Source organism: Weissella oryzae SG25 (assembly GCF_000691805.2).
GTDB lineage: Bacteria > Bacillota > Bacilli > Lactobacillales > Lactobacillaceae > Weissella > Weissella oryzae.
The window spans coordinates 25,141-47,663 of sequence record NZ_DF820490.1; the positions used below are offsets into that span (position 1 = coordinate 25,141).

Sequence of the window (22,523 nt, forward strand, 5' to 3'; positions counted from 1 at the left end):
TTAATGGGTATACGTAAGAGTATACGGTTAAGTATGTTAATGGGTATACGTAAGAGTATACGGTTAAGTATGTTAATGGGTATACGTAAGAGTATACGGTTAAGTATGTTAATGGGTATACGTAAGAGTATACGGTTAAGTATGTTATTAGGTATATGTATGAGTATACGATTAAGTATGTTTAAGCGTATAACGCAAGTTATACTTAAAAGTATAACTAGAAGGATATGATACAATTGTGCTAATAAAAACTTTTGAGGTGTTAAATATGAAATTTGGATTTATTGGCTTTGGGAACATGGCAACCGCAATCATTAAAGGTGCGATTAAATCTAATAAATTGGCTGCAAATGATATTTTTGTGTACAGTAAAGATAAAGAGAAAACTAAAACAGATGCCACGAACTTATCAATTCGAGCATGCGATACTTTAACTGAACTAGTTGATAATGTGGACTATATTGTTTTAAGTGTTAAACCACAAGTGATGCCTTCAATTTTGAAAGAGATTCGTGAGCTGATTAAAAATAAAAACAAGGTTCTAGTGTCAATTGCAGCAGGTTTAACTTTAGATGCGCTGAAACAAGGGCTTGAATTTAACGATATTGACCAAGCAATTGTACGTGTAATGCCTAATCTTAATGTTTCGATTGGTGAAGGTTCTTCAGCTGTTGCGGGTAATGACTATGCAACAGACGAGCAGGTTGAGTATGTAAGAAATATTTTTGGTGCGATTGGTAAAGCTTGGATCCTTGATGAGAAGCATTTTTCAATCTTTACGGCTATGGCCGGTAGTATGCCGGCCTATGTATTTTTGTTCATTGATGCAATTGCACGAGCAGGAGTTAAATATGGTTTACCAAAGTCGTTGGCAGATGAGATTGCAATCCAATCAGTTCTAGGTAGTTCAAGTCTATTACAACAATCAGGTGACTCAGCATGGACAATGGTTGATAAAGTATCTTCGCCAGGTGGAACAACTGTTGCAGGAGTTTTGAAATTACTTGATAATGGCTTACAGTCTAAAATTATTGAAGGTATTGAGGCCACAGTTTTGAAGGATCAGGAGCTTAATTCAAAGTGAAATATTAATATCGAGGACAAACAAAAAGGACTTGCCAAAGTAGCAAGTCCTTTTTGTATACCTAAAGAAAATGATTTAGTAAAAGGTTTAATAATCACGTAAATTATAGTAGCACAACTAGTTAATTAATCAATTAAATTGATTACAAAATGAAAAGGACCTGCTTTATCGGCAAGTCTTTCTCGACACAATAATTAATAAAAAGGTAGTGTAAATTACATTTACATAACTTATGTTAGCAGATTTGATTGATTAATCAAGCTTCAAATTAACTATTGGCTTGAGCTAACAAACAAGTATACGCATGAGTATGTTGATAGTTATACGTAACAATATCCGCATAAGTATGTTAATGGTTATACGTAACGGTATACGCATAGGTATGTTAATGGTTATACGTAATAGTATACGTATGAGTATGTTGATACTTATACGTAACAGTATACGTATGAGTATGTTGATACTTATACGTAACAGTATACGTATAAGTATGTTGATAGTTATACGTAATAGTATACGCATAAGTATGTTGATAGTTATACGTAATAGTATACTCATAAGTATATTAATAATTATATGTACACTTGGGAGAGCACTTTAAAACTCAATTATGTACAGCCAAATTATTTACGAGAAAGTCCAACTAAAAAAGTTGGTCTTTTTTTTTGACGCAAAAATGATTTTGCCTCTGAACTATTTATTATCATGGTGGCGTAGTTAATCAAGGACAAAAAAGGAGATTATAAATTGGCAGATTATACAACGTTTTCACCAGGTAATAATATTTGGAAAAAAGCCGCCAGGTTCTTAGGCTTAAGTTTTGCAAGAATTGGTATTTTAGGCGGTCACTTTGGCTTTACTTATTTAGTAATGAACGTCGCGTTCTCTTATGAATTTTCATTCTTACAGTTGGGGTTTGTCATTTCAATGATTTGTGCGGGCGTTTATGCAATTTTCCCCGCCCCAAGTAATCCACATGCGACCGTACTTTCTGAAATTAGTGTACGGGTGGCTAAAGCAATGTTTAACCCTGAGTTAAGAGACTCAGTCAAAGTTATGCCATTAGAAAGAGAGGATTAAAGATGGCCTTTAAGAAAAAAGAAAGTCGAACTTTGAATGTGAAGGACGTTGTGGCTTTTCGGCAGTCATTGCCACTAGTTTCCTTGTTACCATGGCAAAGCTTTGAAGGTACAGATAACTTACTGCGTTTAGCTAATAGTGAAGGTGAGTCTGAAGGTTATATGGAGATGCTTTCGATTGAAGGTAAGGACTTAGACTTTGTTTATGGCAAGGGTACTGATGGTGCTAGCAGAATTATTCAAGACTATCACACTTTATTGAACACCTATGTCAATGACTTTGACATTGTGATTACGCGTATGGCGGCTTCTACCACGAAACAGCAACGGAGTTGGATTAACACACGCGATCGAATTTTACAGGATTTGCAAACGGTACATAACGATAAAGCCCGTGAACGACTACAAAAGCGTTATCTGGGAGTGCAAAAAATTCTTAGGCAACTTGAAATAGTAGAAGATGTCGTTGTGCATCAAGCATACACAGTGTTCATTTACGGTGAAACTATGGCAGAGACACGGGAACGTCGCGAATTATTTACTCGCCTCGGTAATCAAGCCGTTAAGACCGGCAAAATGTCTTTAAAACAAAAGAAAGATATTTTAGCAATGCTACAAGATCCAACACAACAGTTAAATAAGTAGAGGTTATAAATATGAAACATGGAGAAGCTTCTAAATTACGTGCTAAAGGTTATGACTTGGATTTAATCCACGAGGTTAAAAACCCAAGCCCAACCATCTATCACAGCGACTATATTCAATATGGTGAAGGGGTCGCAACGATTATTAACGTTTGGGATTACCCCAAGGACGCACAATCACAAATGTGGTTCAATACCTTGCTAGGTACTCCAAATACCATTACGCAGCTTAAAATTGGTACCGAAAATCGGGCCAAAGTGCAAAAGGCTTTGCAAGATGCGCTAAATGCAAATGAAAGTATTGTTTCAGATAAGCTTCAAACAAAAGAACGCCAAATTGTGGCCCTAGATGAATACGGCGAAGACCGCGAGGCCTTACGTAAGATTGCTAATAATTTAGACGTGTATAAGCGTTTGTACACCAGAATTATGTTGATTGCGCGAACTCCTGAAGAGTTGCATAAGAAAGAAGAAGAGTTTCGACAAAATATCAGTAACTTTAAAACGCAGATTTATCTGGGTGAAATGTTAAATCATAGTCGGCAATTCTTTATACCAGCATCAAAAGTTGAAAATTTAGCATTACGTGACCGTGGTTTTCCAATGAATGCCAAAGCTTTAGCAGGTACGTATGCTTTTAACCAAACGTTTATTTCAGACCCACGGGGGACCTGGTTAGGAGTGACCTTTCAGAATGGTGAAGTAGCCTTTGACCCAAGTCATTCGGACGGTCAACACCGTAATACAGCCTATAACCTAGTAATTGGTGGTGCTGGTACTGGTAAAACAACTTGGATGCACCAAAATTTAGACCCACTTGTTGCACGTGGTGATACAGTCTGGGTATTTGATCGTACAAGGCGCTATGTTGATCACATTAAGAATTTAGGTGGGCTTATTTTAACCATGGATGGTAGTCAAAATATGGTCAATATCTTCCATGTGTTCGCAACCGTGTTAGATGACAACGGTAATATCGATGTTATTGGCTCATTTTTAAACCATTTGGAAAAGGTTGAAAATTATTATCGCTCAATCAACCCTGAAGCGAGTGAGGCAGAAGTTGGACTACTTTCTACTGAGCTACAAAATTTCTATGAAGAACTTGGCATGTGGTCAAGTTCACCTGAAGACCACCCAGAAAAGTTAAAAGTGATTGGTTTGGCAAATGATGCTTACCCAACATTAGAAGAATTTGTCAGTTACTTAAGGTCTAAGAGTATGGAGCCTCAAAGTATGAGTCCCAATGACTATACACGCCTAGATTCAATTCTGACGACTTTTAATGCGCTAAAACGAAAGTATAGTTCAAAAGTAAACGGGCATACGAACGTGCCAGACTTATCAAAAGAAGACTTGATTTTATTTGATACTGCTGGCATGTCTGAATGGGGTGCTAATGTGTATAGTGCTCAATATTACAGCATATTATCTTTGATGAATGCTTATGTCGTAATGAATGGATTTACCCAGTTGCAACGTGAAAAGCGGGGTGAGATTTCACGACAAAGCGTTCAAGACGGCGCTGCAGCACCTAAGTATTTTTGGTGGGTTCAAGATGAAGCTGACGATATTATTAATGAAAAAATCCCACAAGGCGTGATTTTTGCGGATAAGATGATGCGCCAAATGCGTAAAAATTACTTTGGTTTATTTATGATTTTTCCAGGGTTAAAAGAAATCGTGGCAGATAATAACCAACAAGAAAATGAGGTAACTAAAGCTATTCGAGATTTCTTTAATCGTTTTCAAAATCACCAAGTTGGTCAACTTTCATCAGAGGAAATACAACGTTACGCCAGTATCACAAGTCGAATTGATGTTACACAGGGTCAATTAAACGCATTGTCAAACTTACGCCAGGGACAATTCTTGATGGTTATTCGTGGGGTACAAGCTACATTCTTTACGGCTATTGCCCCAACAGACGATGAAATTGTGATGTATGGAGGAGGTATGTAATGACAAAGCAAGAAAAGCAAAGTTTGAAAACAAAAATATTAGAAAGCCAACGGATTAAGCCTTATCGGCCGAGTCAAATTAGGCAAGACGCGCAACGGGACTATTTACGCCTTAAACAACGTATAGACCAGGGAGAAAATCCGTCAACTTTGACTAAGGATTTTGGCAAAAAGATTGGGATTACCCTTTTATGGATCTTCGTGGCCATTTTAGCTATGGTATTGATTTCATTTGTCTTGTAAGGAGTTAATGTTATGGCAGAAGAAAATAACAAGGCTAAAGGTACGGGCGGTAGCAATGTCATTGGGGCAGTCAAAGCTGGAAAGAAATTCAAAATTGCAATTAGCTTAATTAGTACCTTAGCCCCAATTGCTTTGGGCGTATTCTTTGTGATTGTAGTGATTGTGGCCGTTACTGGGGCGACACCTTCGAGTTGTTTTGATACGAATACGGCATCTGGTGGTGGCGGGGCTGCCATTGGTGGTGATTGGAAAAATGCCAACTCTGATAAGCATAAAGCTATGCAATACGCGGCTGACGAGTTCAAAAATAAATTACACATGAGTGGAACAAACATTGCAGCTGCATTGGCAATTGGTTTACGAGAAAGTAATTTTGACCCAGCGGCCGTAAATCCTGCTGGACATGTAATTGGGCTTTGGCAATGGGGTAATGGTGGGGCTAATGGTAACCGTTATGGAAATACACAAACCACCGTTGAAGGACAGGTTGCGCTAGCCATTAAAGAATTAACCTCAACGCATGTAAAGGCGCTAAGTAGTATGAAAGATGCTAATTTAGCTGATTCATTAGATGCCTGGGATATGTATTTTGAGGGCCTTCAAAAAAGTGACCCCCAACGAAAAGTTGAAAAAATCACGGCAACTGCGCAAGAAGTTCAAAAAGTTTTTAATTTGAACTTTGACGGACATATTGATGCGGGTGATAGCCAAATTGATAATGGCGGCAATACCGCAAATTCTGGTTCAAATAGTGATATGGCAATTTGTGATACGGGAGTCAGTGGTACAACTAGTGGCTTACCAGTTAAGGGTAAGTACCGGATTACTGGTGGTTATCCAAATTATAACGGTGAAACGGGCGCCGCACATTATGGGGTTGATTTTCAAACCATCAAGCACACTGAAGATGGTGAGGAAAGTGACGTTTATTCTGTTTCTGACGGAACGGTGGTCGTTAAAACGCCTTCCGTTGTTGGTGGTAATTATGTAGTAATTAAAAATACGGACGGCACCTATGCCTATTATGGACACGCTCCGTCGCTGGACTCGATTGTCGTAAAGGTTGGTGACCAGGTTAAAAAGGGTCAACATATCAGTCATGAAGGTCAAACTGGTGAAGCCACCGGTATCCACGTACACTTTGGCCTAAATATCAAAGACCAAAATGGCTGGGGTATTGCTTCAAAGGGCTTAGTGAGTCCCGCAACCTATCTAAAGAACTTCCCCAAGCAATTAGTACCGAAAGACGGGGTTGTTAATTCAGATATGTCAACGGTCTTTGATGCATCAGAACAGAAAGATGATAAGTAATATGACGGCAAAAAATAAGATATTTGTGGCAATTGCCGGCATTATTTTGGGCTTAGCTTGTGCCGCTTTCTTCTTTAAGGTGACTAGTTATCCAGACACTAACAATGGCCGACAGGTTGTCAAGGCGGCAATCAAACAAAAAGATGATGTGGTAATCGTGTTTCATAAAACGGGGTGTTCAGACTGCGAACTGATCAAGCGGACCGTTAAGGAAACCATGCAGGCTAACCGCAACCATGTGAAATACGTTGTGATTGATTTAAAGCAAGTTCAAAACCGCTATCTGATAAAAAAATTCCGATTGGTATCAACACCAACCATTTTGGAACTGAAAGATGGCCGTGAAGTTAGCCGGTATGCAGGTACAAATGAGCACTTAGTAAGAGCAATTTTGGCGGAAAGATAGGAAAAAATTATGGGTAAAAAAAGTATGTCAATTTTACTGATTGCCATTAGTGTTCTGTCTTTGGCAATTAGTTTTATGGCAATGTCGAGAGTTGATAAAGCGCAAAAAGATAGCGCTCATGCAGAACAAACGCAGCGGCAAACTGAGGTGAGTTTAAAGCAGATCGAAGCAAAACCTGTTGATGAAACGCCAAATATGAACAAGCAGTACCAAGTTTTAGAAAGTTTTGTTGGGGCAGTGGTCAGCGATATACAAAGTAAGTCAGATCAAGATGGCACTTCCTATAAAAGCTATGGTAACGAGGCGTCGTTTGAAGCTTTAAAGGGAGTCTTAGACGCTGAAGGTGACGTGAAAGCTAATGTTAAGCTGGCTAATATCCTAATTACGAGTAACCCCGAAAATAATGAATTAAGTAACTGTTTTGGCGATTTAATTGTGACACAAAACGGGCAGCTTGAAATCAAGTATAAGGTGCTCGTTGGGCTTACAAATAACAAGGTAACCAGTTTACAGCTATTTAGCAGTCAAGGAGCGAACAATGAAAAAACAAACTAAGACCCCTTGGGTCAATATTGTTCTAGCCATGATAGCATTCTTATCGATTGGATTCATGATTGGCAGTATGTTGTATTTTACTATTCAGAAGACCACGTATGAAGCACAAATACGTACAAGCAAACAACAAACCAAGGCTTTAGAAAATCAAATACTGGACGCAAAAAAAGACACCCAGCCTGGTGTCAGTAGTGCTACTGAGGTGTTAAACACATTCTTTAATGGTTATTACACTTACAACACGCAAAGTGAATATGACTCACGCACTAAGCGGCTCAAGACAGTCGCAACTGATGATGTTTTAAAGGATGAAAAGGTATTTCAAGCTGATCCATACAAAAAAGTGAAGCAATTAGACCTACAAAGTACATTCAAAGAATTAAATTTTTTTCCAACTAATGTTAGTGCTAGTGAGGTGACGGGGTATGTCTACGTGGCATACTCGGCTAACTACGCTAATAAGAATGCGGGCAATAGCCAGGCGTTATTTTTAATCACTTATGATCGCACAACTAAACAATTATCTAAGGTACAAGGACAGGGGGAACTGTCGTTAAATTCAGACAGTAAATTATATGAATAATGTAAAACAAGTTTTCGCAAGTAACCGAATTAAAGTAATGGTAGATATTTTTGTAATCATTCTTCGCGCCTGGTTTTATGCCACTGGGTTAGCAGCGTCCATCTTATTATTTAGCGGACTTAGTATGGCTAAAGAACTTGATGCTAATCTTCAGAAACATGGTGGGATTACGAATATTTCGAACAAGATACCACCCCATTTTTATACCAGCATGCTTCAGGGTATTTTACTTAGTATGTTGGCCCTGACAAGTGTGATTGCCTTGTTTATGATTTTTGATAAGTACAAGAATACGAAATTAAATAACTGTAATAATTGATGGTAGTAACCTAAATCTATAAAAATAAAAGTAGAGATTTCTTATTTTTTAGGGTAACATAATAACGAATTATATTTTAGTAAGGGGGAAAGAATGTGGCTGAAAATAGACGTTCAACATTAGAATTATTGAGTTATTTTTTTTCAAGACAACGAGCTGATGATCGATATATCCTTGCTAAGCAAACGTATGAAAAGTTAAAGATTGATAGTCTGGAAAATGAGTTTAATAGGGTTAAAATCCAATATGGATGGCATCAAGATATTTATAAGATACTTTCAAAAGTTTTAGTATGGATAGGTGCAGCTGCTACATTTGGATTGGTAGCCAAAGTTGGCATGTTTTTCTTACATACCAACAAAAAGATGGCTGGATATAGTCCGGATCAAATACAATTTGCAATGTTAGTTACTAGTTTATTTCTCTTAACTCTTGTAATAATTTTAATTATTGGATTAATTAGTTATAGAAAATATATTAATATACTGAAAAATAGAGTTGATATGATAAAAAAAATCCTGAAGGATAGAGGAGATATTTTTGACTAATGACTGATGAACAGCGAATTAATATTTGGATGAAAAGCCTCGTAGAAACCGGGTTTGCCATTTTTACGGTGATATTTCTTATTAAGTTAAATATGATGAACACAACGTTGAATAATATAGTTGATACATCGGATGCTTTTAAAGTAATTATGTTCAATAATGGACAACCCGCTTTATTTGCATTAGGAGCATTTTTACTTGTATTGTTGGCAGTGGTTATTTCTTTTTGGTGTTGGCACAGACCCAATTATGAAAGGTATGCTGACAGTGAAATACTCTTAGCCATTATTTCAACAATATTAAACATCATTTTCGTAATTTTAATTTTAATTTTTATCAACAATCCAATTTTAAGATCAATAATTGTAGTTGGTGGGATTGGTTTAATTGCATTATATGTTGTTGGATCTCAATGAGAACAAGACCATCTATCTGGATTTTCAGTAAATTTAAATTAAGTTAGTAATTAAAATACAAAAATAAATAAACAATCTTTAGAGCTTAGATTTATCTTTGCTCTTTTTTTTTGACGCAAAATTTTTTTTGGCATAAATAAACCTGTTAGATTATGGGTGCACGTTGGTGCAAATAAAAAATTTTAGGAGGAACAACATTATGAATGTTGATTCAAAAGACGTTAGTCTACGCCAAAAAGGTGCTCTGTTAATGTCTAGTTTAGTTGCTGGCCTAGCAATCAACTCGCCAGCTTTTGCAGCTGATTTAGCAACCAGTACCAAGGACTTCGGTTCGACGGTCATAACTTATTTGATTATCGCCACGATTGTGGTCGGTTCGTCGTTTGGTCTAGTTGCTATTTTATCAATGACCACAGGTATTTCTTGGTTGTCACAACAGGGACAAAAAAAGTTATTAGTTGCGTTAGGTGGGATTGCTGGAGTGCTTCTCTTTAGTACGCTTGTTTCTTTCATTATCAAGACAGCCACTAGTACTGGTGGCGGCTTTGCTTGGTCATGGGGCTTCTAAAATAGCCCAATACGCAGAAGGAGTGTGAGTAGTTAGTTATGAAGTGGAAAACATTTAAAAGACACCCTACAAATGAGTTGGGGTATTATTTTGCGGAAATTCAAGATGGCGTCCTTGATTTTGATAATCCAATAATTACTGAAATTGTTGAGAGCACAGGTTTGATTGCGGATACTTGGCCCAAAGTATCACTTGCAGATTTGAAGAATCTGACTGAAAAGCTGAGACAGAAGATTGCTATCTCAAGTGGCGTGACAGTACCTTTAGGTACTGTCACCTATCTTCACCAAGGAGCCAATGAAAAGCGTCCGAGTGAGACAGGATTAACTTGGGATAATGCCGAAATCTCACCGCAATCAAACAATTTTGTGATTGAAACGGTTGCAGCCACAATCAATGATGAGGAAACACGTCTTGCGGATAAGAATAATTATGTGATTTTAAAAGCTGCGTTCCAAGAATTGATGGACGCAGCTGAAGATTTAGCGGGTTTTGATGCTGGTGATCTTCCAGCTTTACCAAGTGAAGATGAATATGTTGATGCACTTGAGAATAATAAAACTTTAGCTATCTTACCCGCAAGGGCAGTAGTACCTTTTACTAAAGCAAAGTCTGAAAATAAAGCTACTGAAACGTCTGTTACTTTACAGAACTTTCCGTTGCCAAGCCAAGGTGGCAATTCAGCACCAGTTAATCAGCCTGAAGCAACAAATAACGTCGAGCCAAGCACAGGTGGAGAGACTTCTAATTCAACAACTCCGCCAGTGGTTACTAAAACAGCTCCAAAGGCGGCTAAACCAATTGAAAACCAGCCTGGTGAATCATTTAAGAGTAATGCGCAAGATACGATGACTCGGTTGGTTAAAAGCTTTACGGTCAGTGCACCACAATTTCCAGTTAGCAGTACGTCCGATGAGAAGGACTTGGCACCGGAAAACCAGGATTATCCCAAGGCAATGCTCGATTTAGAGGCCAAAGAAGCTAATGAGTTCTTAAAGTTGTCAGCTGATCAACTTACAAATGCGATTCAAGCCAAGTTAATTGGCATTGTTTCAACCGTAAAGTTACAACGGACGGCCACAGAGCTTATCAGTGGTGATTGGCAAGGCAAGCTGAAGCAAGGGGTCACCCAAAGATTAACGGCTGATTTTTCTGAGCAGGAGCTCAAAGAGTTACACGCTTTTGAGCAGACCTATCAAGAAGACGTAACAGCTGAAAATGAACGGCACGAACGGCAATTAAAAGAGCTTGAAGGTAATCTGAATACTAAAAAAGCTGCCACAATTAAGCAGAATAAAATTGCCTTACATGACAGTATCGCGACGGAAACAGCTTCATTAATTGCTGAACAGGAACTTTATATTGAGACTGAGATTAAACAGTTAAATGAGGACTTGGTTCGCAAGACTGAACAACAAGTAGCAATCCAAGCAACTTCTTACCTGAAGCATGCCAACGAGCAACTAAGTTCAGCCTTCAAGCAATTAAAAGCGCAGCTTGAAGCTAAAAGTAAAGAGTTTACTGAAGCTCATCAAAAAGCCAAACTCGATGCGGCTGAAGCTGAAGCAAAACATCGTGAAACTATAAAGATGGAGCTTGAGCATGATGGTTTAGTCGACTTACGCGAGCAGAATAATCAATTAACGCAGAAAAATATTGTTTTGAGTAAAGCGGCTGATGAAAAAGAAACTCAATTGAGTGAACTTCGCAGCCAAGTTGAAGATTTGAACAACCGTTATTCAGTTTCACGGAGTGAGGCTGAACGCCTGGCCCGTGAGTTAAGTAGTCAAACTACTCAGCAGACACAAGCAGCCTTAATGACGCGTTTGTTGGGGCCAGAAAATAAACAGCCAGAAGAAGTTACAACAAAAGCTAACAAGCCTAAAGGTAGTTTTGCTAAAGGCATGTTAACCAGTGCCGGTATTATCTTAGCGCTTGGTGGGATTGGTTTCGGGGCATATCAAGTACAGACTGTTGAAGCTAAAGCAGACACAGCCGCCTCTGAAGCTAAAGCCGCTAAGGAAAGCTATGCCAAGAAGGAACAACAATTGGTCTTACAGAGTTCTAAAAAGGACAGCGCAAAGGCTCAAAATCAGAGTTCAACGGCTACTACTGCAACTTCGAATGCAACCGATGCTACTAGTTATACAGCTTTAGACCAAGACGTGGCTAATAATTCCTTAAAGGTCTATTACCAAAGCTTTGATAACAAAGACCTTGGTACAAACGCCCGCGTACTAGCAGTTGGTAAGTTATTAATTGCTTCAGGTAATGTGACTGGTGCCAAACAGTTAGCCACAGCTAACCCAAACCATAGTTCTGACTTATGGATGGCAATTGGCCAAGCTCAAGTAGGAAAGTAGGCAAGGTATGGCATTTCATGTAGTAGATAATAACACGCCTAAACCAAAGAACAAGAAACCCCAAAAGCACCGCAATCCACTCAAAAAACGTAAAAATTGGTTCAAGAGATTAGCGATTGCTGCGGGCGTTTTGTTTGTTGGCTTTCTTGTAGTGCTTGGTGCCTATAAAGGGTATGAAACCTGGAACGTCCATCAAATTGAGGCACAGGTGTCCGCAAACCAAAAAAAAGATGCCAAACAAAGGCCAAAAGTTGCGACCGCAGCTACAAAGTTTGCGAATAAAGACATTTCTTTTGACCAAAATGCGGATATTCCAGACGCCCAGACCTTGCAAAAGTATCGCAGTTTACCAGAAAAGCTAAGCTTTGATGGCTATATTAGCGTACCTAGGCAAGCCGGTGTCTCGACACCAATTCAGACCCTGCAAATTAATGAAGGGGTAAGTAATAAGGTTCTAGCTTATGGGGCTGGCACACTGAAACCAAACCAAGTTATGGGTGCCAAAGACCATAACTACGCAATTGCAGCTCACAACGTCGGCTACGGTGGCGGTAAGTTAATGTTTTCCCCAATGCAAAATGGCATTAACGTCAACGCCCAACCGAAAGCTTATCTAACCGATGGTCGTAATATCTATGTTTACCAATTCAATAAGGAATCAGATAGCTTATCTGGTCGTAAGGTGATTTCTTATCGTAATGGTGGTGGCGTAGCGAGTGATGACGTTGCTAAAAACCAATCAGTAGTAACGTTGGTGACATGTAATGAAGATGGGACTTGGACTAATAATCCAGAAAAGCGGATTGTAATGACGGCCCATTTAATTGAGCAAGTGAACAAGTACGATGCAAGTGATTTTGAAAAGTCACTGTTCCCACAAATATTTTAAGAGGGTAAGGATTGAGTAATGAATAAAGATAGTAAAGCGATGCAAGTTATTAATGCCTTGCAAGTTGGGTCACAAAAAACGGTAGTTTTATTTTCAACCGCGCTAATCTTAGCTGGAACTGGTTTAAGCGCTAGCCGTATCTTCGCTGAGGACACTACTAATAAAGATACTGATACAACCGCCAAAAAGGGTGATAACGGTATCAGTATCAACGTTGGTAACGATGACTTAAAGGCCGCTGCGAAAGAGGCCCAAGACGCTGGTTTGAAAGTTACAGAAAAGGCAACTAAGTATCAAACCGTCACGGAAAAAGACGCTGACGAAACGCAGAAAAAGGTTGCAGCTGATAATGCAGCCCAGGCTAAAAGTATTCGTGAAAAAGTAGCTAAGTATAAGGCTGATAAAGCCCAATATGACAAAGATAAGGCTGCCTATGACAAAGGTAATAGCGCAATTCCTAATCAGGATAACGCCAATGATTCAGGTTTAAATACAGAGGGCGGCGTATCTAAGAATGGTGACTGGCGTTACATGCTAACTGGTAGTCGTGATGACGTACGTAATTCTAAGCTAACGATTGTCGCTAGTAAGAATTTGTCCGCAGCGGTTGCTGAACACCAGTACCTCAAGAAGGGTACAATTTTACGCTGGAACGACAACACACAGATGACCCAAGAACAAGGTAAAACGAGTTCAATGTTTGACGGGTCAGTTTATGATAAGGGCGGTTCAGTCGTACTGACCAACGTAGGGACATTACAAGACGGAACTAACGTTAATATGAAGTTGAGCAGTGATCAGTCCTTCTTGGTAGCACCACATGAGCCTAACCAGGATAATAATGGACGTTCGGGTAAGATTATCGCGGATTCACTTGATGACGCATATATCACTTATCAGTTTATTGATGACAAAGGCAACCCACTTAAGATTTGGCACGGCCTATTTTTGAGCGATATTGATGAGCCGGTGAGTGGCTACATTCAAAACGTTGACCTTTCAAAGGCTCAACAAAACGGTATCGCTGTTGTTGACAATGGTTTGAACGTTGACAAGTATGATTTAGTTCGTAAGCAAAGTGGTGATAACACCGATTCAAATAAGGATTCGGTTATGGCGGTTGAGTACGGATCGCATAATACCATTCACGTTTATAATTCAGGCTCAACTAAGTCAAATGGTTACGGTGACAAACAACGTCACATGATTACGCCATTGTTTGGGCAAGAATTAGATGTGACGGTGTTAAATCCGCCAGCAGAAATTACTAAGCCAGATATTGAGTATCAAACAACCGAGTTAGTTGAAGTGCCAGAGGTTACTAAAGACGTTGAAGCCGGCGAAGTTAATGGTGATACAGACGCAAGTATTAACGGTAAGCAAGTGAAGAAGGGTGACGAGCTTAGTTACCCCTTAGCGGTTAAAACTGCCCTACCAGCAAACCGTGAAGATATTACGAGCTTGATTTGGAAAGACAAACTACCAGACGGCTTTGAGTACAAGTCTGCTAAAGCCTTTGATGAGAACAGTAAGGACGTATCAAACTACCTTAAGATTGAATACAAGGACGGCGAATTTACTGCAACGGCAACTGATGAATATCTAAAGCTAATTAATGCTGACAAAACTAAGGCATTTAAGGTCTTAACGGTTGATATCTATGGTACCGCGAATAAGGACGGGGTCACGTTCAATAATACGTATGGACTTTCCGTCAATGATAAAACCTTTGATTCCAATGAGGTTTCTAATTCAACACCAGCAGCCGAACAACCGGCACCAGCAAAGGATTTGCCTACAACAGGAACCACAAACCCAATTGCTAAGTTCTTTCAGAAGCTTTTCGCTAGCTTCTAAGCCAGCCAAATAAAAAAGGTGACCAAAGAGGTCACCATACATAACATGCCCCAAGCAAGGCTTAAAAAGGCGAAGATCACAAATTAAAGCTAATGAGGTATTGGGAAATGAATATCAAGAAAGAAGCCACGATTAAGAAGTTTAAAAGCCAGGCAACTCTAGCATGTGTCATATTTACGCCGGCTACTATCTTAGGAGCATACGCAATATATAATAACTGGTCATTGACTGTTGTTTTTGCGCTTGCGTATTTAATTACATTTATGTTTGCAGGTCTTTTGATAGAATATAGACAATATTTGAATTAAAGGAGTATGAGAACAAAAATTATCTTTGTCTCTCTGGTGAAACGTGTTAGCTGTTTAAAATGAAACTAATTTATTATATAATTAAACCGTTTGAATGAGATAACTCACGTGTTCCTAGCTCGTCAAAGTAAGGGACAGCACGTGGGTTTTTCTTTTTATTTTAACTTATTATGTGCACCTTGTCACATTCGTTCTAATTTGTAACAGATTCAAAATATTAATTACCTGAAGGTCAGTATATAATGAATTTATCTTATGAGTTTAGGTGGGTGGACATGGAAAAGAACATGGTCAAAGTTAAAGATTTACAACTTCAGGATGGTACTCATTTCTCGAATACAGTTGAACAGAACAAAGAAACAGTAAGGAGTGTTGTGATTACAACGACTGATCAACGCGCTAAAAAACTAATGATAGAATGGCCTAATGATAAAAATCGAGAAGTTATAATACTACCGTTTGATAAAGAAGTCGAGCTGTCAACGAATGTTGCGACTGAAGAAAAAGTCGGCTTTGTTTTCGATCATGGTGATAAAAGAATAATCATTTATTTTATGGGATAAATCCTATGCCAGTTGCTTTTAAGTAACTGGCTTTTTAATACCCAAACCAATTAGAATTTTGATAAAATAGTCTAGTTTTGTGAAAAAATTACTTTTAGGAGGGATTAAAACCATGAGAAGCTACCGCCGGCTATCCACAAGGGAACGTTATTTGATTTGGACCTGGCGATATGATCGAAAACCGGCTTTATCGTATGCTGAAATTGCCAAGAGACTGGGACGAGCAAAATCGACGATTTTTAATGAAGTTCATTATAACCGGATGCGTCCCGATATATCGTTGCAGAAGTTCCCGTATGATCCTGAATTTGCAGATTATAACGCAGAACAGAAACGGGTTCTACGTAAACGTGGTAGCGTGAAGGTCAAAAGTAGGCAATTAAAGCGGATTAAAAAACTTTGGTATGAGGAGAACTATACGATACCTATGATTGCGCATGACGTGAAAATAAATTTATCAACGGGAACCTTATATAAATATCTTCACCAAGGTTTCAATGCCTTAGTGGGTTATAAATTACGTAAACATAGAAAGAAGACAAAGCGTTTTAAGCCAGTGGCTAAACAACAAAAGGCGGACGAAAAAAGAAGTATTAATACACGTCCAAAACATGTTGCAAGTCGGCGACAATTTGGCCATTGGGAAATGGATTGTGTGGATTCAAGAAATGGTGTTAAAGCTGCTTTATTAGTTTTAACGGAAAGAAAGACTAGGTTTACGGTTGTTTATAAAGTCCATAATAAAAGTGTGGAACAGATTGTTGGAGCCCTTAAACAGTTTAAGAAGCAATATACAGGATCAATTAGAAGTATTACTACTGACCGAGGTAGTGAGTTTACTAATTTGAGTGTAATGTACTATTTAGAGTCAAACCATATCAGCGTGTATTATGCTCACCCTTATAGCCCAGAGGAAAAGGGGACAATTGAGCGTATTAATCGTGACATAAGGCGCTTTTTCCCGAAAGGTACATCTTTTGCCAGCATTTTACCAAGTGAGATAAAAGAGGTGGTTAAGACGCTAAATAACTTCCCACGAGAAGTGCTTAAATGGGAACGACCTAGAGTACTATTCCGAGAAGCAAAACATCAAGCAGATGTGCGCCTGAAGATGAAAAAAGCAAAAAGGCTTACACAGACTTACAAGTTAGCCTAAAACATATTGAAAGTATACATAGAATATTGAGCACCTAAAAAAAGCAAATTTAGAGGTGCTTTTTTGTGTCACGGTGAAAATTAGGTCGCGATAAAAAAGCTTGGGAAATTTCGTTTAGAAAAAGCAGTTTTGTAATCAAATTGTAAAATATGCCGTAAAGACTATTAAATCAACCTTTAAGTGAACTAATTAACAGAGAATTTGAATTAACGTACTCGTTAGGTATTGACATTTACCCTGATTATTTTAGTTTACATAATACCAATTTAAAAAATATAAACCCCTATTAAATCAAGCTTTAAGAAGAACACAAAGGGTTGACAAAGATTGAAAATCAGCTTATTATAATATAGCTAATTAAATTGGGGGTGGTGACCATGGCTAGTCGAATACCAGCAGAATTAGTTGATGAAATTCGACAAAAGGTAAATATTGTTGATGTAATTACCCCATACGTTCAATTACGAAAGCGGGGAGGTAATTTGTTTGGCTTTTGTCCCTGGCATGAAGAGCGAACAGGTTCTTTTACAGTCAATGAAGAAAAACAAATCTTCCATTGCTTTTCTTGTGGCCGTGGTGGAAATGTCTTTAATTTTGTTATGGAGATGGAGAATTTATCCTTTCCACAAGCTGTTGCAAAGGTGGCTCCAATTGCCGGTCTAAACGTCGATGATAGCATGGTCAACAATGATAGTGCCGAACAAGTTTCTAATGAAGTTCGTGAACTTCGTGAGCTTTATGCTGAGGCTACAAAGTTGTATCATCACTTGCTTGTAAATACTACGGCAGGTGAAGCTGCTTTAGATTATTTGCATGGTCGTGGTTTGGATGATGGAACGATTGATGCATTTATGTTAGGTTTCGCACCTGAAGGTAATGTATTACTAGATTTTTTTACCGAACAAGGCAAGGATTATCAGTTATTACGACGATCAGAGCTTTTTGTTGAAAGAGACGACGGTAGTTTAGTTGATCGCTTTAGTAATCGCGTATTATTTACAATTCGTGATCGCAATGGACATCCAATTGCCTATTCTGGCCGTAAATTGACACAAAATGACGATCAGCCAAAATATATTAATAGTCCAGAAAGCCCTTTGTTTAATAAATCACGTGAGCTTTTCAACTTTGATTTGGCGCGTAATGCAATCCGACAAAATAAAGAAGTTATCCTCTTAGAAGGGTATATGGATGTTATTGCAGCATTTCAAGCCGGAATAACTAATGCAGTGGCTTCCATGGGAACGAGTTTAACTCTTGATCAGGTTCAAATTATCGCCCGGCAAAGTGAAAAGATTTTTATTAGTTACGATGCTGACCATGCTGGTCAAGCCGCAACTAAACGAGCATTAGATATGATACAAAATGATGGTCGAATGCAGCCATTAATTGTACATATTCCAGGTACACAAGATCCAGATGAATTTTTTCGAAGCGAAGGCGCTGAGGCTTTTAAGCAGCTATTACAAAAGAATATTGAAACACCAATTGCTTTTGGTTTGCGCTATTTACGAGATGGTCGAGATTTATCTAACTCTCAAGAACAACTTAATTATGTTAATGATGCAGTTAAATTAATTGCTAAAGAACGTGAACCAGTAGTTCGTGATCGTTTTTTACGTCAATTGGCTGATGAATTTAGTATTAGTTTAACCGCATTGAATGAGCAAGTTCGTCCCTTATTAATGCAAGTAGCAGCTAGCCGACCAATTGGGAGGACAAAAAAACAAAGCCTAAGTACTGAATACTCAGAAAATAATTCAAAAAGTTTTACGTCATCTGAAATGAGTTTTAGTGCAACTCCTAAAGAGCGAATTTCCGGTATCGAAATGGCTCAGTCAATTTTATTGGCTTGGATGCTAAAAGAACATGAAGTATGGTTACAAGTAACTGCAAATCCAAACTTCCATTTTTCAGATGCAAATTATGAAACTTTGGTGATGTTAGCAAGTGCTTATAAAGCTGAACATCCTAGTTCAGTTATTGATTTAGCAAGTTTTATGGACTTTGTTAAGCGACCAGAGTTGACTAGAATCCTAGCTAGTTTCGAAGGTATTGAGGACGCCCTTTTTGAGGATCGAAGTAAAGTGGCAGATTATATTGAAGTAATAATGAATAAAATGCCGTTATCTGATAAAATAAGAACATTGCGGCGCGAATATTTAGAAGCAAAGCAAACTGGCGATTCGGCTCGTATTAGACAAAAAGGGGCTGAATTGATGAGTGCTTTGAAAGAAAAAGAAGCAAGCCGCTACGAATAAATAGGGAGACTGAAATGGCAAATACAAAAGTAAGTGCAAAAGCAATTGCCTTTGATCAAAAGACTTTTGATAGTACAATTAAAAAAATCATTAAAGAATTTAAAGCTGATAAGCAAGTTAAGGAAGACGCACTACAAGATGTTCTTGTAAAGCCAATGAATTTAAATGCTGATCAGATTGATGAATTATATGAAAAAATCGAAGCTGCCGGAATCTCAATTGTAGACCAAGCCGGCGAACCAACTGCACGAGCTTTGGAAAATAAGAAGACCAAGCTTTCAGACAAAGAGCTCAAGCAAGCCGCTGATGCACCAACTGGTCTAAAAATTAATGATCCCGTGCGGATGTACTTAAAAGAAATTGGGCGTGTTTCTTTGTTGACTGGGGAAGAAGAAGTTTCCCTTGCTGAACGAATCGAACAAGGTGATGAATTAGCTAAACAAGAACTAGCAGAAGCTAATTTGCGGCTAGTTGTTTCAATTGCCAAGCGTTACGTTGGTCGTGGTATGCAATTCTTGGATTTGATTCAAGAGGGTAACATGGGCTTGATGAAGGCTGTTGAAAAGTTTGATTACCGAAAGGGATTCAAGTTCTCAACGTATGCAACTTGGTGGATTCGACAAGCGATTACACGTGCCATTGCTGATCAAGCGCGAACAATCCGGATTCCAGTTCACATGGTTGAAACAATCAATAAGTTGATTCGTATTCAACGGCAATTGTTGCAAGACCTTGGTCGCGAACCAACGCCTGAAGAAATTGGCGCTGAGATGGATATCGTAACTGATAAGGTTCGCGATATTTTGAAGATTGCACAAGAGCCAGTTTCTTTGGAAACACCAATTGGTGAAGAGGATGATTCTCACCTAGGTGATTTTATTGAAGATAATGAAGCCGTATCACCAGCTGATTCAGCCGCATATCAAATGTTGAAGGAACAACTAGAAGGCGTGCTTGATACTTTGACTGATCGTGAAGAAAATGTTTTGCGACTACGTTTTGGACTTGAAGATGGTCGTACTCGTACTTTGGAAGAAGTTGGTAAGGTCTTTGGCGTTACCCGTGAGCGGATTCGTCAGATTGAGGCTAAGGCGTTACGTAAGTTGCGCCACCCATCACGTTCAAAGCAATTGCGTGATTTCTTAGACTAAGCGAAATAGCAAAAGAACCAGTAGGTGTAAACTTACTGGTTCTTTTATTATGACCATAGATATCTTGGCGGGTAACTTTTAATTTTAAAAGTTAACATGGTAAAATGTTAAGAGAAATCCACTGCGAGGAAATGAAATGACAAAGGTTTTAATTGTTGACGACGAACCAGCTCTAGTAACATTAATGTCTTATAATTTGCAGAAAAATGAATTTGATGTGCTTACTGCTATTAATGGAATTGATGCGGAACAATTAATTGAAAATGTGTCAGATATTGATATTGTTCTTTTGGATGTAATGTTACCAGGTAAATCAGGTATTGAACTGACCAAGGAATTGCGTGGTCGGGGAAACCATATTCCGATTATTTTGGTTACCGCTTTAGATGAAGAAATTGATAAAATTTTAGGTTTAGAAATTGGGGCCGATGACTATATCACAAAACCTTTCAGCCCACGGGAAGTGATTGCCCGAATTCGGGCGGTGCTACGCCGCTTTGAACTTGAGCCGGTCAAGAATAGCAATCAAAGTAATCCACAAATGAAGCACATAAAACAGATTGGTCATATTACGATTGATTATGATAAGTTGGCTGTTCAACGGGATGGTGCTTTAGTTAAATTAACGCCTAAAGAGTATGAGCTATTAGTTTATTTGATTGAACGTGCTGATCGAGTTTTGGCTCGTGAAAACATTTTAGATGGCGTTTGGGACTTCAAGGAAACAGGTCCTGATACCCGAATGGTTGATATGCACATTTCGCATTTACGTGAAAAATTAGAACTAGATCCTAAACATCCGATGATGCTCCAGACAGTTCGCGGTTTTGGCTATCGCTTCAATACTAAGGTGGATGAATAAGATGCGGACCTTTATTAAACGCTTTAGTCAAATTTTTGTATCTTTTTTGCTAGCAACTTTTTTACTACTAGAATTATTAGCCAACAGTAGTCCAGCTGTAAAAAGTATTAATTGGTCAGAAATAACCTTAATTGTTTTACTTTTTGCGACTGTAGGAGCAGCTGTAATGACTTATCGTGAAAAACGACGGATTAGTCAGCTTGCGTTAATTATGGATAAACTAGCGCTCTTACAGGATGCTAAACTAAATGATGGTTTAATTTTGTTAAAGCCAGGTGATGATTATTATGCTTTAGCTCAATCAATTAATGCAGTCCAGGCAGTCAATACGCAACACTTAAAACAGCTACAACAACAAGATGCAATTTTGCAGACTTTGATGACTAATCTACCAATCGGGGTTCTACAAATCGAATCAGATCGACGTTTGAGTTTGATGAATCAACAAGCTAGTAATATTTTAGCTTTAGATTTGAATAAGGTTGATCAGGCTTACGATGATGTTTTACAACAACATCAATTGTTAAGCATGATTGAGCATGGTTTGGCTAATCACGGCTCTGAACGCGAACAAATTAACCTGCAATTTAATGGACAAACAAAAGTTTTGGATGTAACTGCAGTGTACTATCGAACACGCGCTAGTCATTTTGCTTTGCTGGTATTGTTGTATGACATAACTGATTTAACGCGGTTACAAAATGGTCAAAATGATTTCGTGGCAAATGCCTCGCACGAGTTACGGACGCCATTAACTGCAATTTCAGGTTTTGTTGAAACCTTATTGGCAGGTGCTGCAAATGATTCTGAGGTTCGCCAAGAATTTTTAATGATTATTCAGGATGAAACCAAACGTTTGTTGGCTCTAACCGAGGATATTTTGACTTTGGCTAAAAATAATTTACAGCAGTATCAATATGAAACGATTAATCTAGCTGAAATCAGTCAAGAAATTTTACGTAGTCAAACTAAACAAATTACTGAAGCAAATCTACAGATTGAAAATCACATTAATCAATATGTGAATATTAAATATGCACTTGAGCCAATTTATCAAATTTTAAATAATTTAATCACAAATGCCATTAAATACAACCGAATCAATGGTAAAATTGATATATTTGCTCGAGTATCAAATATGACTTTGACGATTCAAGTTAAGGACACTGGCCTTGGCATTTCAAGTGAAGAACAAGAACGGATATTTGAGCGCTTTTATCGAGTTGATAAATCACGCCAAAAGAAGATTGCCGGTACCGGTTTAGGACTATCAATTGTACAAAATATTGTTGATCAGGCGGACGGCACGGTAGCTGTTGATTCTCAAGTCGGCGTTGGTACAACCATGACGGTTGTGTTACCTTTAAATAAATAGTTTTAATACGGATAGGAAAAA

23 protein-coding genes are annotated in these 22,523 nt (G+C 38.3%); all 23 read left to right on the forward strand.

Going from position 1 to position 22,523, the window contains the following annotated elements:
- The first annotated feature begins 268 nt into the window (after window positions 1–268).
- A complete protein-coding gene (gene proC / locus TT13_RS05685; RefSeq protein ID WP_027699091.1) occupies window positions 269–1,084 on the forward strand; it encodes a pyrroline-5-carboxylate reductase in 816 nt (271 codons plus the stop codon).
- A gap of 747 nt (window positions 1,085–1,831) precedes the next feature.
- The gene (locus tag TT13_RS05690; protein ID WP_027699092.1) at window positions 1,832–2,164 is read left to right on the forward strand and encodes a hypothetical protein; all 333 of its coding nucleotides are present in this window, start codon (window positions 1,832–1,834) and stop codon (window positions 2,162–2,164) included.
- Between the two features lie 2 nt (window positions 2,165–2,166).
- Window positions 2,167–2,808 carry a hypothetical protein gene (locus TT13_RS05695; RefSeq protein ID WP_027699093.1) on the forward strand — a complete coding sequence of 214 codons (642 nt, stop codon included), beginning with the start codon at window positions 2,167–2,169 and terminating at the stop codon, window positions 2,806–2,808.
- Between the two features lie 11 nt (window positions 2,809–2,819).
- Window positions 2,820–4,769, forward strand: coding sequence for a hypothetical protein (locus tag TT13_RS05700; protein WP_045476783.1), 1,950 nt, complete (start codon window positions 2,820–2,822; stop codon window positions 4,767–4,769).
- Window positions 4,769–5,011, forward strand: a complete 243-nt coding sequence (locus TT13_RS05705) for a hypothetical protein (RefSeq protein ID WP_027699095.1) — start codon at window positions 4,769–4,771, stop codon at window positions 5,009–5,011. Before TT13_RS05700 ends, TT13_RS05705 begins: the two co-directional genes overlap by 1 nt.
- A 12-nt stretch (window positions 5,012–5,023) precedes the next feature.
- Window positions 5,024–6,322, forward strand: coding sequence for a phage tail tip lysozyme (locus TT13_RS11530; RefSeq protein WP_082816187.1), 1,299 nt, complete (start codon window positions 5,024–5,026; stop codon window positions 6,320–6,322).
- Window position 6,323: 1 nt separating this feature from the next.
- Window positions 6,324–6,728 carry a thioredoxin family protein gene (locus tag TT13_RS05715; protein ID WP_027699096.1) on the forward strand — a complete coding sequence of 135 codons (405 nt, stop codon included), beginning with the start codon at window positions 6,324–6,326 and terminating at the stop codon, window positions 6,726–6,728.
- A gap of 9 nt (window positions 6,729–6,737) precedes the next feature.
- Window positions 6,738–7,283: a hypothetical protein gene (locus tag TT13_RS05720; protein ID WP_027699097.1), complete on the forward strand. Its 546-nt coding sequence runs from the start codon at window positions 6,738–6,740 to the stop codon at window positions 7,281–7,283.
- Window positions 7,267–7,866 (forward strand): hypothetical protein, encoded by a 600-nt coding sequence (locus TT13_RS05725; protein WP_027699098.1) that lies wholly within the window; start codon window positions 7,267–7,269, stop codon window positions 7,864–7,866. Before TT13_RS05720 ends, TT13_RS05725 begins: the two co-directional genes overlap by 17 nt.
- Window positions 7,859–8,185 (forward strand): hypothetical protein, encoded by a 327-nt coding sequence (locus TT13_RS05730; protein WP_027699099.1) that lies wholly within the window; start codon window positions 7,859–7,861, stop codon window positions 8,183–8,185. The genes TT13_RS05725 and TT13_RS05730 overlap by 8 nt, the downstream gene beginning before the upstream one ends.
- A gap of 95 nt (window positions 8,186–8,280) precedes the next feature.
- Window positions 8,281–8,733, forward strand: a complete 453-nt coding sequence (locus tag TT13_RS05735; protein WP_027699100.1) for a hypothetical protein — start codon at window positions 8,281–8,283, stop codon at window positions 8,731–8,733.
- Complete coding sequence (locus TT13_RS05740; protein WP_027699101.1) at window positions 8,733–9,149, forward strand: hypothetical protein; 417 nt, start codon at window positions 8,733–8,735, stop codon at window positions 9,147–9,149. Before TT13_RS05735 ends, TT13_RS05740 begins: the two co-directional genes overlap by 1 nt.
- 199 nt (window positions 9,150–9,348) lie before the next feature.
- On the forward strand, window positions 9,349–9,717 hold the full coding sequence (locus TT13_RS05745; RefSeq protein ID WP_027699102.1) for a hypothetical protein: 369 nt from the start codon (window positions 9,349–9,351) through the stop codon (window positions 9,715–9,717).
- 38 nt (window positions 9,718–9,755) lie between these two features.
- Complete coding sequence (locus tag TT13_RS05750) at window positions 9,756–12,080, forward strand: hypothetical protein (RefSeq protein WP_027699103.1); 2,325 nt, start codon at window positions 9,756–9,758, stop codon at window positions 12,078–12,080.
- A 7-nt stretch (window positions 12,081–12,087) separates the two neighbouring features.
- On the forward strand, window positions 12,088–12,969 hold the full coding sequence (locus tag TT13_RS05755) for a sortase domain-containing protein (protein ID WP_027699104.1): 882 nt from the start codon (window positions 12,088–12,090) through the stop codon (window positions 12,967–12,969).
- Window positions 12,970–12,987: 18 nt separating this feature from the next.
- Entirely contained in the window at window positions 12,988–14,826 is a 1,839-nt protein-coding gene (locus tag TT13_RS05760; protein WP_027699105.1) for an isopeptide-forming domain-containing fimbrial protein, read from the forward strand.
- A 92-nt stretch (window positions 14,827–14,918) separates the two neighbouring features.
- Entirely contained in the window at window positions 14,919–15,134 is a 216-nt protein-coding gene (locus tag TT13_RS05765; RefSeq protein WP_190279631.1) for a hypothetical protein, read from the forward strand.
- Between the two features lie 275 nt (window positions 15,135–15,409).
- Complete coding sequence (locus TT13_RS05770; RefSeq protein WP_027699107.1) at window positions 15,410–15,697, forward strand: hypothetical protein; 288 nt, start codon at window positions 15,410–15,412, stop codon at window positions 15,695–15,697.
- Window positions 15,698–15,809: 112 nt separating this feature from the next.
- Entirely contained in the window at window positions 15,810–16,853 is a 1,044-nt protein-coding gene (locus TT13_RS05775; RefSeq protein WP_027699108.1) for an IS30 family transposase, read from the forward strand.
- 377 nt (window positions 16,854–17,230) lie between these two features.
- Entirely contained in the window at window positions 17,231–19,114 is a 1,884-nt protein-coding gene (dnaG, locus tag TT13_RS05780) for a DNA primase (protein WP_027699109.1), read from the forward strand.
- 14 nt (window positions 19,115–19,128) lie between these two features.
- A complete protein-coding gene (gene rpoD / locus TT13_RS05785; protein ID WP_027699110.1) occupies window positions 19,129–20,265 on the forward strand; it encodes an RNA polymerase sigma factor RpoD in 1,137 nt (378 codons plus the stop codon).
- Between the two features lie 136 nt (window positions 20,266–20,401).
- Window positions 20,402–21,127 carry a response regulator transcription factor gene (locus TT13_RS05790; RefSeq protein ID WP_027699111.1) on the forward strand — a complete coding sequence of 242 codons (726 nt, stop codon included), beginning with the start codon at window positions 20,402–20,404 and terminating at the stop codon, window positions 21,125–21,127.
- Between the two features lies 1 nt (window position 21,128).
- Complete coding sequence (locus TT13_RS05795; RefSeq protein ID WP_027699112.1) at window positions 21,129–22,502, forward strand: sensor histidine kinase; 1,374 nt, start codon at window positions 21,129–21,131, stop codon at window positions 22,500–22,502.
- The last annotated feature ends 21 nt before the right edge of the window (window positions 22,503–22,523 follow it).